Annotated in this window: 10 protein-coding genes; 3 read left to right on the top strand and 7 right to left on the bottom strand. The window is 72.6% G+C overall.

All coding sequences use genetic code 11. The features are described 5' to 3' along the window. Nucleotides 1-195 precede the first annotated feature (195 nt). Both ACWDAK_RS05480 and ACWDAK_RS05475 read left to right on the top strand, forming a co-directional pair. Nucleotides 196-600, top strand: a complete 405-nt coding sequence (locus ACWDAK_RS05480; protein ID WP_344638427.1) for a type II toxin-antitoxin system VapC family toxin — start codon at nucleotides 196-198, stop codon at nucleotides 598-600. Nucleotides 601-853: 253 nt separating this feature from the next. Continuing rightward, complete coding sequence (locus ACWDAK_RS05475) at nucleotides 854-1,384, top strand: superoxide dismutase family protein (RefSeq protein WP_344638426.1); 531 nt, start codon at nucleotides 854-856, stop codon at nucleotides 1,382-1,384. 22 nt (nucleotides 1,385-1,406) lie between these two features. Here the strand turns inward: ACWDAK_RS05475 and argF are convergent, their stop codons facing one another. The 3 genes from argF to ACWDAK_RS05460 all read right to left on the bottom strand — a co-directional run bounded on the left by argF (nucleotide 1,407) and on the right by ACWDAK_RS05460 (nucleotide 6,901). Beyond that, nucleotides 1,407-2,408 (bottom strand): ornithine carbamoyltransferase, encoded by a 1,002-nt coding sequence (argF, locus tag ACWDAK_RS05470; protein WP_427392880.1) that lies wholly within the window; start codon nucleotides 2,406-2,408, stop codon nucleotides 1,407-1,409. A 216-nt stretch (nucleotides 2,409-2,624) separates the two neighbouring features. After that, nucleotides 2,625-5,219 (bottom strand): polynucleotide kinase-phosphatase, encoded by a 2,595-nt coding sequence (locus tag ACWDAK_RS05465; protein WP_427392879.1) that lies wholly within the window; start codon nucleotides 5,217-5,219, stop codon nucleotides 2,625-2,627. Then, a complete protein-coding gene (locus tag ACWDAK_RS05460; protein WP_344638423.1) occupies nucleotides 5,216-6,901 on the bottom strand; it encodes a 3' terminal RNA ribose 2'-O-methyltransferase Hen1 in 1,686 nt (561 codons plus the stop codon). The genes ACWDAK_RS05465 and ACWDAK_RS05460 overlap by 4 nt, the downstream gene beginning before the upstream one ends. A 146-nt stretch (nucleotides 6,902-7,047) precedes the next feature. On the opposite strand from ACWDAK_RS05460, the gene dapD reads away from it, so the two are divergent. Next, on the top strand, nucleotides 7,048-8,037 hold the full coding sequence (gene dapD, locus ACWDAK_RS05455; protein WP_344638422.1) for a 2,3,4,5-tetrahydropyridine-2,6-dicarboxylate N-succinyltransferase: 990 nt from the start codon (nucleotides 7,048-7,050) through the stop codon (nucleotides 8,035-8,037). Nucleotides 8,038-8,441: 404 nt separating this feature from the next. Here dapD and ACWDAK_RS05450 read toward each other — a convergent pair whose 3' ends face one another. The 4 genes from ACWDAK_RS05450 to ACWDAK_RS05435 all read right to left on the bottom strand — a co-directional run bounded on the left by ACWDAK_RS05450 (nucleotide 8,442) and on the right by ACWDAK_RS05435 (nucleotide 12,543). After that, nucleotides 8,442-9,602 (bottom strand): DUF6099 family protein, encoded by a 1,161-nt coding sequence (locus ACWDAK_RS05450; protein ID WP_427392878.1) that lies wholly within the window; start codon nucleotides 9,600-9,602, stop codon nucleotides 8,442-8,444. Nucleotides 9,603-9,806: 204 nt separating this feature from the next. Continuing rightward, on the bottom strand, nucleotides 9,807-10,187 hold the full coding sequence (locus tag ACWDAK_RS05445) for a nucleotide pyrophosphohydrolase (RefSeq protein WP_344638420.1): 381 nt from the start codon (nucleotides 10,185-10,187) through the stop codon (nucleotides 9,807-9,809). 10 nt (nucleotides 10,188-10,197) lie between these two features. Next, the gene (locus ACWDAK_RS05440) at nucleotides 10,198-11,613 is read right to left on the bottom strand and encodes an AAA family ATPase (protein ID WP_344638419.1); all 1,416 of its coding nucleotides are present in this window, start codon (nucleotides 11,611-11,613) and stop codon (nucleotides 10,198-10,200) included. Between the two features lie 111 nt (nucleotides 11,614-11,724). Next, nucleotides 11,725-12,543 carry a putative RNA methyltransferase gene (locus tag ACWDAK_RS05435; RefSeq protein WP_344638418.1) on the bottom strand — a complete coding sequence of 273 codons (819 nt, stop codon included), beginning with the start codon at nucleotides 12,541-12,543 and terminating at the stop codon, nucleotides 11,725-11,727. Between the last annotated feature and the right edge of the window lie 13 nt (nucleotides 12,544-12,556).

The raw sequence follows: 12,556 nt of genomic DNA, 5'->3' as shown, positions 1-12,556 counted from the left end.
CCTGACTCCCACCTACAGGCGTGCCTTCCGCCGGCATGCCTTTGGGCGCGATCCGACGACACCGCCGTGACATGCCTCCAAAACTTCCTGCACCACCCCCCTGGCGCAAGTCCTGGGCCCGCGCGTCGTGCCGGAGACCGGTCCGGCTACGGTGAAGCCCAGTCAATCGACCGCCACCGTCCAGGGAGCCCGCTCGTGATCGTCGTCGATGCCTCCGCGCTGGTGCTGGCGCTCGCCGACCGGGGCGCACGGGGCGAGGCGGCCCGGGCCGAGCTGGCGGTGGGCGGCGAGTGGGTCGCCCCCGAGCACGTGGTGATCGAGGTGATGCAGTCGCTGCGCGGGCTGTACCTCGCCCGGGAACTCGACGCGGACCGGGTGGCCGAACTGGCCACCGAACTGGCCGGCTTGGAGATCCGCAAGGTGGAGGCCGCTCCCCTGCTCGGGCGGATCTGGGAGTTGAAGGACAACCTGACGCCGGACGACGCCGCCTACGTCGCGGTCGCGGAGCAACTCGGGGTTCCGCTGGTGACGGCCGACCTGCGGCTGATGCGGGCGAGCGGGCCGCGCTGCGAGATCCGGGGCATCGCTCCCGCGCGGTGACCCGGGCCGTCGGGGCCGGGGCTTCGCGCGGGGCGGCGTCCGCCCCGGAGCGGTGACCTTGGAGCATCGGCCCTTCGCGCAGACCGAACACCTCACCCGGACCGCGCCGCACGGGCAGTGCCGCACCGGCCGCCCGTACGGGTGACCCTGCGGCACGGCTCCACGCGGTGCGCCGGGCGGGGCCGAGACCGTGGTCGGTGTCCAGCAGCCACGGCACCGGCCGTGTCCGCCCACCCCGGAGGTCCGACCCACCATGTCCGCCCCGCTCGCCGCTTCCCTGCTCCCGCTCGCCCTGCTGCACCCGGCACTGCCCCACACCACCGAGGTGGACGCCGACTTCGCCCCGGCCTCCGCCTTCGTACCGCCGACCGCGATCAGCCACGCGCCGGACCTCGTCCGGTACGGCTCTCACGTCCGCGTGACGGTGGTGCGCGCCACGGACGGGACCACGGTGCGCATGGAGCTGTCGGGGGCCGCGGCGCAACACGGGTTCCCGGTCCATGCGCACACGGGGCGGTGCGGCGCCGACCCGGCCGCGTCCGGTCCGCACTACCAGCACAGCGTGGACCCGGTGCAGCCCTCCACCGACCTGGCGTACGCCAACGACCGAAACGAGCTGCGCATGACGCTCCGTACCGACCGGGCCGGCAACGGCTCGGCGAGCGCCACCGTCCGCTGGGCCTTCCGGCCGGGCGAGGCGAGCTCGCTCGTCCTCCACGCCGGCGCCCCGGCCGACTCGCATGCCGCGAGCGACCGGGTGGCCTGCGTGAACGTGGCCTTCTGAGGAGCCGGGCGGAGCGAGCCGGTCAGGAGCCCAGCGTGGCGACCAGGACGGCCTTGATGGTATGCAGGCGGTTCTCCGCCTGGTCGAAGACGATGGAGTGCTTGGACTCGAACACCTCGTCGGTCACCTCCAGCTCGGACATCCCGGTGGCCTCGTGCATCTGCCGGCCGACCTCCGTGCCCAGGTCATGGAAGGCCGGAAGGCAGTGCAGGAACTTCACGGCCGGATTGCCGGTCGCCCGGACCGTCTCCATCGAGACCTGGTAGGGCTTCAGCATCGCGATCCGCTCGACCCAGACCTCCTTGGGCTCGCCCATCGAGACCCAGACGTCGGTGTAGAGGAAGTCGGCACCGGCGACCCCGGCCGCGACGTCCTCCGTCAGGGTGATCCGGGCGCCCGTGGAGTCGGCGAGTGCCCGGGCGGCCTTCTGCACCTCCTCGGCCGGCCAGAGCTGTCGCGGGGCGACGATCCGGATGTCCATCCCCAGCAGAGCGCCGGTGACCAGCAGCGAGTTGCCCATGTTGGAGCGGGCGTCGCCGAGGTAGGCCAGGGCGACCTCCTCCAGCGGCTTGGCGGTGTGCTCCCGGACGGTCAGCGCGTCCGCCAGCATCTGGGTGGGGTGCCACTCGTCGGTGAGCCCGTTCCAGACCGGCACCCCCGCGTACTCGGCCAGTTCCTCGACGACCTCCTGGCCGTGGCCCCGGTACTCGATGCCGTCGAACATCCGGCCGAGCACCCGGGCGGTGTCCTTGATCGACTCCTTGTGGCCGATCTGCGAGCCCGAGGGGTCCAAGTAGGTGGTGCTCGCCCCCTGGTCGTGAGCGGCCACCTCGAAGGCACAGCGAGTCCGGGTCGAGGTCTTCTCGAAGATCAGCGCGATGTTCTTGCCGCGCAGCCGCTGCTGCTCCGTCCCCGCGTACTTGGCGGCCTTGAGCTGCGCGGAGAGGTCGAGCAGGAAGCGGAACTCCTGCGGGGAGAAGTCCAGCTCCTTGAGGAAGTGCCGGTTCCGGAGGTTGAAGGCCATGCCGGGCTCCTGTGGCGTCGGGGACACTGAGACGGGAAGTGTATACGACACTATGAATTTGTATGCAGACCCTGCGGTCGCGCTGGCCGCCGCAAATCATCCCGGGTCACCCATCGTTCCGGGCCGCCACCAAAGTCCGGGGCGGCCCTTCCGGCGGGTGGGCCCCTCCAGCGGGTGAACCTTCCAGCGGGAGTGGCCCGGAGCCCGGCGTAGGCCTCAGAGCCGCGGATCGACCGGCTCCGACTCCAGAGCCAGCACGGCGAACACCGCCTCGTGCACCCGCCACAGCGGCTCGCCCGCCGCCAGCCGGTCCAGTGCCTCCAGGCCGAGGGCGTACTCGCGCAGGGCGAGTGACCGCTTGTGGCCGAGCGAGCGCTGCCGCAGCTGTTCCAGGTGCCGGGTGTAGTCCGGACCGTAGATGATCCGCAGGTACTCCCGGCCGCGCACCTTGATACCCGGCTGGACCAGACCGCCCGGGCGGCCCTCGCCCACCTCGCGCCGGACGAGGGAGGCGAGCGGCTTGACCACCATGCCCTCGCCGCCGGCCGCCGTCAGATCCTCCCACCAGGCGACGCCTGCGGCGATCGACTCCTCGTCCGAGGTGTCCACCACCAGACGGCCGGTGCTCCGTAGGATCGGCTCCTGCGGGTCGTCGGCCGCGACCAGGCGGTCGATCCAGGCGAGGTGCTGGTCGTGCGGACGGACCGCGAGGTTCGCGCCCTCGGCCGCCAGTACCTGGAACGGCGCCAGCCGGATGCCCGACAGGCCCTCGGTCGGCCAGCAGTAGCGGCGGTAGGCAGCGGTGAACGCCTCCGCGTCCGCCGCCCGCCGCCGCTGCCGTTCGGTCAGCTCCGCCAGTTCCAGACCGCGTCCGGTGCCCTGCTCCAGCGCTGCCAGCGCCCGCGGAAGTGCCGCGCCCGCCGCCGCGCCGACTGCCGCGTACTGACGGCGCAGCAGCTCGGCGGCTTTGAGCGACCAAGGCATCAGCTCGGCGTCGAGCAACAGCCAGTCACTGGCCAGCTCCTCGAACAGCCCAGCCCGCTCGGCGGCCGCCCGGACCCGGTCCAGCACCGCCCCGGTCAGCTCCTCGTCGCTGAGGAAGGCCCGCCCCGTCCGGGTCCAGACCGCACCGGGTGCCTCGACGCCGAACCGCTTCTCCAGCACGGCGGCATCCCGGGTGACCAGGACCACCGCGCGCGAGCCCATGTGCTTCTCCTCGCAGACCACCTGCCGCACCCCGTCGTGGCGGTAGGCGAAGAACGCCTCCTCCGGGTGCTCCAGATAGCCCTCGCGGCGCGAGGTCGCGCTGGGGGCCATGGTCGGCGGCAGATACGCCAGCAGCCTGGGGTCGAGCGCGAAACGGCTCATCACCTCCAGCGCGGCCGCCGCGTTCTCCTCCCGCACCGCGACCCGGCCGTGGTGGGTGGTGTCGACCACCCGGCGGCCGGCCACGTCGGCCAGGTCGAGCGGACGGCCGTCGCGGGCACCGGGTGCGTCGCCGTGCATCGGCCGGACCGGGGCGTACCACTCCTGCTCGGCCGGGACGCTGACCAGCTCGCGTTCCGGGTAGCGCAACGCGGTGAGGCTGCCGCCGAAGACACAGCCGGTGTCCAGGCAGATGGTGTTGTTGAGGAAGCTCGCGGACGGGACCGGGGTGTGGCCGTAGACCACCAGCGCCCGGCCCCGGTACTCCTCGGCCCACGGGTAGCGGACCGGCAGCCCGTACTCGTCAGTCTCGCCGGTGGTGTCGCCGTAGAGCGCGTGCGAGCGGACCCGGCCCGACGTGCGGCCGTGGTACTTCTCCGGGAGGCCGGCGTGGCAGACCACCAGGTCGCCGCCGTCCAGCAGGTAGTGGCTGACCAGATCGCGCATGAAGGCCTGCACCTGGGCGCGGAACTCCTCACTCTCGCCCGCCAGTTGGTCCACCGACTCCTGCAGGCCGTACGAGACGGTGACCTTGCGGCCGGCCATCCACCGGCCCAGCTTGTTCTCGTGGTTGCCGGGGACGCAGATGGCGTGTCCGGCAACCACCATGCCCATCACCAGACGCAGCACACCCGGGGTGTCCGGGCCGCGGTCGACCAGGTCTCCCACGAAGACCGCGGTACGGCCCTCGGGGTGCGCGGCATCGACCGGGCGGCCCTGCTCGTCCCGGGTGAGGGTGTAGCCGAGCCGGACCAGCAGGGTCTCCAGCTCGGAGCGGCAGCCGTGGATGTCACCGACGATGTCGAACGGCCCGGTGAGGTGGCGCAGGTCGTTGAAGCGCTTCTCGATGACGATCCGGGCGGCCCCCACCTCCGCCTCCCCGCGTAGTACGTGGACCTTGCGGAAGCCCTCCCGTTCCAGCCCCCTGAGCGAGCGGCGCAGCTCGCGCTGCTGGCGGGGGATCACATGTGGCGAAAGCTGCCGGTCCGGGCGGGTGCGGTTGCGTTCGGCACAGACGTCCGGCGGGACGTCGAGGACGATCGCGATCGGGAGTACGTCGTGCTCCCGGGCTATCTGCACCAGCCGGCGCCGGGCCTCCTGCTGGACGTTGGTGGCGTCGACCACGGTGAACCGACCGGCGGCCAGCCGCTTGCCGACGATGTAGTGCAGCACGTCGAAGGCGTCGCTGGAGGCGGACTGGTCGTTCTCGTCGTCGGCGACCAGACCGCGGCAGAAGTCGGAGGAGACCACCTGGGTCGGCAGGAAGTGCTTGCGGGCGAAGCTGGACTTGCCCGAGCCCGTGGTGCCTACCAGCACCACCAGGGAGAGGTCGGTGACGGGCAGGGCGCGGACCTGGGCGGGCGCTGCGGTGGTGGTGTCGGTCATCGAGTCACGCTCCCTTCGGTGGTGGTCGTGGTGGTGGCGGCGGTCGTGGGGGTGGCGGTGGTTGCGGCGCCCGGGGTGGTCGTGGTGGCTGCGGAGGCGGCGGTCGTGGGGGTGGCGATCACGGCAGGGGCCGTGGTGTCCGCCTCGGTCGCGGCGTCGGGCTCGGCACCGGCGGCCCCGAGGCGGAACAGCGCCAGTTGGGTCGGCGCACCGACCTCCTCGTCGTACGGGCCGACGGGCCGGACGGTGACGCCGTACCCGTACGTGTCGGCCACCCGCTGCGCCCAGGCCAGGAACTGTGCCCGGTCCCACTCGAACCGGTGGTCCGCGTGCCGGACGTGCCCGGCCGGAAGGGTCTCCCAGCGGACGTTGTACTCGACGTTGGGCGTGGTCACGACGACGGCACCGGGGCGGGCGGCGCCGAACACCGCGTACTCGAGTGCGGGCAGTCGGGGCAGGTCGAGGTGCTCGATGACCTCGGAGAGCACGGCCGCGTCGTAGCCCTTGAGGCGCGCGTCGGTGTAGGTGAGCGCACCCTGGGCGAGCCTGACCCGGGACGACTGGCGCTCCGGCATCCGCTCGAAGCGCAGTTTGCGGGCGGCTGCCGAGAGTGCCCGCGTGGACACGTCCACGCCGAGCACCTCGGTCACCCGGGTGTCCTTGAGCAGCGCGCCGACCAACTCGCCCTGCCCGCAGCCGAGATCGAGGATCCGGGCCGCACCCGTCTCACGCAGTGCGGCCAGGATCGCCTCCCGGCGCTGAACGGCGAGTGAGGTGCGCTTCCGGTCGGCCGTCCCCTCGGCACCCGCCTCGGACTCGGCGGCCTCCCTGCCGTCGGCGCTCTCTCCGGTGTTCTCGTCGTCCACCGCGTTGTCCAGTTCCTCGGCCTCCCGGTCGTCGGCCTCGGCGAGCCGGGCCAGCTCCAGGCGTTCCATCGCGGTCCGGGCCAGCGCCCAGCGCCGCGCCAGGTACCGGCGGATGATCAGGTTGAGCTCCGGGTGCTCGGCCAGCCAGCCCTCTCCGGCGTCGAGAAGCTTGTCCACCTCGTCCGGCGCGACCCAGTAGTGCTTGGAACCGTCCAGCACCGGCAGCAGCACATAGAGTTGCTGGAGCGCGTCGGCCAGCCGCGCGGTGGCGCTCAGCTCGACCCGGACGTACCGGGACTCGCCCCACTCGGGGAACGCCTCGTCCAGCAAGATCGCCTCGGCCGCGACCTGCCAGCCGAGCGGCTCGAAGAGCCGGCCGACCAACGCGGCGCCACCGCTCTCGCCCGCACCGCTCGCGGGTACCGCGGGCAGTGAGATCCGCAGTGGCATCGGCTGGTCCGCCAGGCCGGGACGCGTCTCGCAGACGCCCTTCATCGCGGTCCGGAAGACCGTCCGCAGGGCTACCGCGAGCAGCGAGGAGGCCGCGTAGGAGCGGTCGTTGACGTACTGGGCGAGCGAGAAGTCCGGCGAGCCGCCGCGGCCCTTGCCCCGGCCCTTGCGCACCAGCGCGATCGGGTCGACATCCAGCAGCAGCGCCACGGTGCACGTCTCGGCCGTCGCCTCTGGGTAGAAGACATGCGCCTCACCGTGGGAGGTCGAGAACCGCTGCACCTTGTCAGGGTGCTTGTGCAGCAGAAATCCCAGGTCGGTGGCGGGCCGCTCGGCCGTTCCTGTGGTGGAGATCGAGATGAACACCCGGCTGAGTATCGCCGAGCACCCATCGCGCGGGCACCGGGTTTTATGCGCACCTCGGCTCGAATCGACGCCCGGATGATCCGAATCCGCGTCCGGACGGTGAGCGGGTTCGGCAGCCGCGGCCGGGATTCGTTAACGTGCACGATGTGACTGCTGAAACCTCCACCCTCGCAAGCGGCGCCGTCGCGGCCGGTCTGGCCACCATCGCCGCCGACGGGACCGTCCTCGACACCTGGTACCCCGCCCCCGAACTCGTCGCCGAGGCGGGCCCGGCCGGCACCGTCCGACTGACCGCCGAAGAGGCCGAGGCGGCTCTCGGCGCGGGCACCGCCGAGGCGCTGCGCAGCGACGCGCGCCGGGGCGTCGAGGTGGTCGCGGTGCGCACCACCATCGCCTCCCTGGACGAGAAGCCGCTGGACACGCACGACGTGTACCTTCGCCTGCACCTGCTGAGCCACCGCCTGGTCAAGCCGCACGGCCAGAACCTGGACGGCATCTTCGGCCTGCTCGCCAACGTCGCCTGGACCAGCATCGGCCCGGTGCCGGTCGAGAACGTCGAGCAGGCCCGGCTCGCCGTCCGCATCCAGGGCGGCCAGCTGGCCGTGTACGGGATCGACAAGTTCCCGCGGATGAGCGACTACGTCGCGCCGTCGGGTGTCCGGATCGCGCACGCGGACCGGGTCCGCCTCGGTGCGCACCTGGCCGTCGGCACCACCGTGATGCACGAGGGCTTCGTCAACTTCAACGCCGGCACCCTGGGCACCTCGATGGTCGAGGGCCGGATCAGCGCGGGCGTCGTGGTCGGCGACCACAGCGACATCGGTGGCGGCGCCTCGATCATGGGCACCCTGTCCGGTGGCGGCAAGCAGGTCGTCTCGGTCGGCCAGCGGTGCCTGCTGGGCGCCAACGCGGGCATCGGCATCTCGCTCGGCAACGACTGCGTGGTCGAGGCCGGTCTGTACGTGACCGCCGGCACCCGCGTCACCACCCCCGACGGCAAGATCGCCAAGGCGGTCGAGCTCTCCGGCCAGGACAACCTGCTGTTCCGCCGCAACTCGCAGAGCGGCGCGGTCGAGGTGATCGCCCGGTCCGGTTCGTGGGGTGGGCTCAACGCCGACCTGCACGCGCACAACTGACCTCCTCTGCACCGTACCGGGCTCTCGATGCCGTCCTCACGGCGGCACCGAGAGCCCGGTCGTTTTCCCGCACACCCGGCACGCTCGCTCCGGCCGGATACGCCGGGCACGCTCACTCCGGGCCCGACGCGCGCACTCCGGCCCGATCCAGCACGCACGCTCCGGCCGGATACGTGTATTCCGGCCCGGCAGCCGCACCCCGAACGAAGCGACGCATGGAACCGACGACGCCCACGGCCTCCTGCACCCCGCACCCCGCCGCTCCTAGCCGAGTGCGGCGCCGCGCCGCAAGCCGTCCTCACCCCTGCGGCTGACAGCAGGCTGGGCTTGGAGCTCAACGAGTGGTGCCGGGTGACCGGGTGCCCGAGCCGCTCGTTGAACCGGCGGCGTCGACCTCCGCCGCCTCACACCGCACTACCGAGCTGGAGGGCCCCCCTCATGTCCGAACCCAGGTCCGAGGCACCCGTCGCACCACAGACAGCGGCCACCGCAGGCGTGCCCATCGCCTCCCCTCCCACTGCCGTCGTGCCACCCACCGCCGCCACGCCCAAGAGCCTGCTGGAACAGATGCAGGAACTGCTCGCCTCCGTCAACGACTCGCTGGCCGGACTCGGCGCCGACCTGCGCTCCTCCGGCACCCGGCCGGACCAGGCCGGGCCGGAACCGGCCGCCGACGGCTCCGCCGACTCGTCCGCCCCGGGTCGGTAGCCGGGCGCAGCGCCCGGCGGCGCCAGCGGGATGACCAGGGTCGGCAGGCTCCCTTCCGAACAGCGGTCCGCGCCCGGCCCGGTCCCCGCGCCGTGCGGCCTCGCGCCGTGCAGCCTCGCGCCGTCCGGCTCGGGGTTGTCCTGCTCACTGCTCGACTCAGGGACCCCATCGGCCCCGGTGCGCCGCCCGGCGTCCCGCTGTTCGTCACCGGGCCGCTCACGGCTCGGCTGTCGGCGGCCCCGGTATTCATCACTCCGCCCGTCCCGGCGGTACTCCCACTCCTCGTCCTCGTGCCAGGTGTCCCCTTCGTCCGGGAAGTCGGTGCTCTCCTCCGCGGCCTCACCGCTCGAGTCCCCCGATTGCCTGCGTACCGCCCTGAGGAGTTCCGCCACCAAGTCCTTGCACTCGGCCCCCGCGTCGATGCCGTCGATGCACCGCCAGTAGAGGCGTTCGCCGTCAGCGCCGCAGGCCAGCACCACGAGCGCTTCGGCTACTTCGTGCAGGAGCCGGCCGAGTTCCCGGAGCACGGGCTCCAACTCGCCGAGTTCGTCCAGTCGGGAGGCGCGGCCGGTGCCACCCCACTCGCCCCGGCTCCACTCCTCCTCGGTGCCGCCCTCGGTGCCGCCCTCGGCGGCCGCTCCGCCGGACGGCTGCTCCAGGCAGCCGACGGCGTGGGCGCCCGCGTCGCAGAGCAGCTGGCCCAGAGCACCGAGCTCACCGGACTCGCGCTCGGCGATCCGCCCCCCGACGGCCTCGGTGAGCAGCCCCGCCTGCCAGGCTTCGGCGAGCGCGTCCGATGCGCTTCGGGTCTCCGCCAGCGCGTGCCGAGCCGTCTTGATCAATCGCAGCGCGTCCATAACCCGCCGCTCCCCTCGCTTGCGTCCGACCGCCGTCGCCGACGGTGTGTCACGGCGCAAGCGTGCTGCTCGGATCAGGTCCGCGCAGCACCCCGGGGATAACCTGTGGACAACCCCGCCCTGTGGATAATCCGTGTCACCCACACGGGTGCACGGAAGTGCGGTTCAACGGAAGTTCAGTTCAGCGGAGCGGTGGTCCGGCAATCAGACGATCTGATCGCCCTCGCCCGTCGGCCGCCGACCGACCACCGGGAAGCGCACCTCGTTCCGCTCGATCTTCGCTGCCAGCGCGGTGAGCGGATCCACTCCGACCGCCGTGCAGAACTGCAGCAGATACGCCAGCACATCGGCGACCTCGTCCCGGACCCGGTGCGCCCGGTCCGGATCGGCCATCACCTCGGACGCCTGCTCCGGCGTCAACCACTGGAAGATTTCCAGGAGTTCGCCCGACTCCACGCTCAGCGCCGCCGCGAGGTTCTTCGGGGTGTGGAACGGCTGCCAGTCCCGGGCCGCCGCGAAGTCGGTGAGCCGCTGCTGCAGCTCCTCCAGGGTCTGGCCCGCCGGGCCGTTCGTCTGCTCACTCACGCACCCAGGTCTACCCCATCGCCGGCGTCCCGGTGGGACCGCCCTCATCCGCCTCGTCCACACCCGTGCCGGTCACGCCCCCATCCGCGCCGGTCGTACCACCCGCCCCACCCGCCGCATCCGCCCTGTCCCCGCGCGCCGACTGCGCCGGCACCCGGGGCGGATCGGGCCGCAGCACGCTGTGCCCGGTGGCCGGATCACGTCGGCACTCGACCAGCTCGGCACCGCCCGCCTCTCGCACCGGTGCCGGATCGTTCACCGCCGCGAGCAGCCGGACGTCCCCCTTCTCGCACACCTCGCGGGCCACCCGCAGCAGCGCGGCGACCTGCTCCCCCGCCAGTCCGGCACCCAGGTCCTCTGCCAGTACGGCTAGTTGGCGATGCGCCGGCGGGACCTCGGCAGCCGGCTCCACGTCCAGCACCCCCGCGCCGGTCAGCAGTACCGCGGCGAAGGCGAGCAGCCGCAGCATGCCGTCCGAGGCCTGGTCCGCACCGGTCCGCCCGAGCACCCCCTCGTCGAAGACCGCGAGCAGCCGCTCTTGCGCCTCAGGCCCGCGCCGGGCCACGTCCAGCCCGAGCAGCGGGTGCGGAGCCGCCGCCTGGACGGCCTTGAGCAGCCGCCCGTAGCGCCGGGTGCAGTCGTTCCTGACCCTGGCCAGGACGGCGGAGATGTTGGCGGCCGTTCCCAGCAGCCTGGCGTCCGGATCGGGCTTCACCCAGTCGCGCATCAGGGCGGGCACGGGATGCAGCGGGAAGATCTCGCGCAGCGCGGTCAGCAGCTGCTCGGCCGCCGCGAGCACCTTGCACTCCCCGGCCGAGGAGCCGGCCACCCGCAGCGGGATCTGGGTGACGATCAGGCTGTCGCTGGGGAACGGCGCCCGGATGTCGCCCTGCCGGGTGTCGTTGTGCCAGGTGACGTTGACCTTCCCGTGGGCCACGTCCTGCTCTCCGGTCTCGACCAGCGTCTGCCCCGCGCAGGTGAGCCACTCCCGGGCGACCCGGACCCGGCCGTCGGTGCGCACCACCAGTTCGAGCCGGATCGGTCCCGCGCAGGAGCGGACCGTGCAGCCCAGGATGATCGCGTTCCGGCCGTGCGGCACACAGCCGAGCAGCCCGCCCCTGACCGGCTGGGCCAGCGGCCCCGCGGTACCGCCGAGTCCGTCCAGCGAAGGGCCGATCGGCTCGCCCAGCGCCAGCCGGGAGAGCACGGCCAGGGCGTCGAGCGCGTTCGACTTGCCGACCCCGGAGGGCCCGTGGAGGACGGTGAACGGCGAGAGCGCGAGGGTCGTCCGACGGTACGACTTGAACGAGGTGAGCCTGAGCTCCTCGACGGCGGGGCGGGCCGACGCCCGCCCTGCGGGGGTTCCGACCGGCAGGACGGTGCCCGAGAGCGGCTGGACTGCGGACTGGGCGGCTTCGCTGGTCACCCGGGGCACCCTAGTTGCCGCCGGCCGAGACGAAACGTCCCTGCGCGCCCCGTTCATCCCTATGGGTAGCCGGGCCCGTCCCCGGCGATTGACCGGACCGCCCGCCCGGAGTCAGCGGTACGTCGACACCTGCACCGAGCCGGTGACCTCGACCGGCTCCGGCAGCTCCGCCAGTGCCGCGCCGAGCGCATCGGGAGCGGTGTGCCAGGCGTTGGGACCCATTGCCACCACGGCCGCCGCATCCGTCCGTGACAGGCTGAGCCGGAACTCCACCTCGACCCGGTCGGTCCTGGTGAACCACGGGCTCAGCTTCTCCTCGACCCGGCGCTCCTTCTCCTCGTCCACCGACAACAGGCCCAGCGCCGCGACGAGTTCGCTCAGATGCCGGGAGGTCGGCGTGACCAGCAGCAGTCGGCCGCCCGGGCGCAGCACCCGGCGGATCTCCGGACCGTTCCTCGGCGCGAAGACGTTCAGCACCAGGTCGGCGCAGCCGTCCAGGAGCGGGAGCGGACGCCAGGCGTCGCAGACCACCGCGCCGATCCGGGGATGCGCCTTGGCGGCCCGGCGCAGCGCGTACTTGGAGATGTCGAGGGCGGCGCCCACACCGCCTGCGTGCTCCAGTACCTGCGAGAGGTAGTACCCGGTGCCCGCGCCCAGGTCCACCACCAGGCCGTCCGTCCGGTCCGCCGCCGCGGCCAGGGCCGCCGCGATCGGCCGGTAGTGGCCGGCGGCCAGGAAGTCGCTGCGGGCGGCGACCATGTCGGCCGTGTCGCCGGTCTTGGTGTGCGCGTCGCCTGCCAGCAGGCTGACATAGCCCTGCCTGGCCTGGTCGAAGCTGTGGCCCGCGGGACAGCGCAGGGTGCGCCCGTCGAGGGCCAGCCGCTGTGCGCAGTGCGGGCAGGCCAGATAGCGCTCGATGTCCTGCAGCAACGTCAGTGGTTCC

The sequence above is a fragment of the Kitasatospora sp. NPDC001175 genome (genome assembly GCF_053598215.1).
This window is presented reverse-complemented; position numbering and strand designations above follow the sequence as displayed.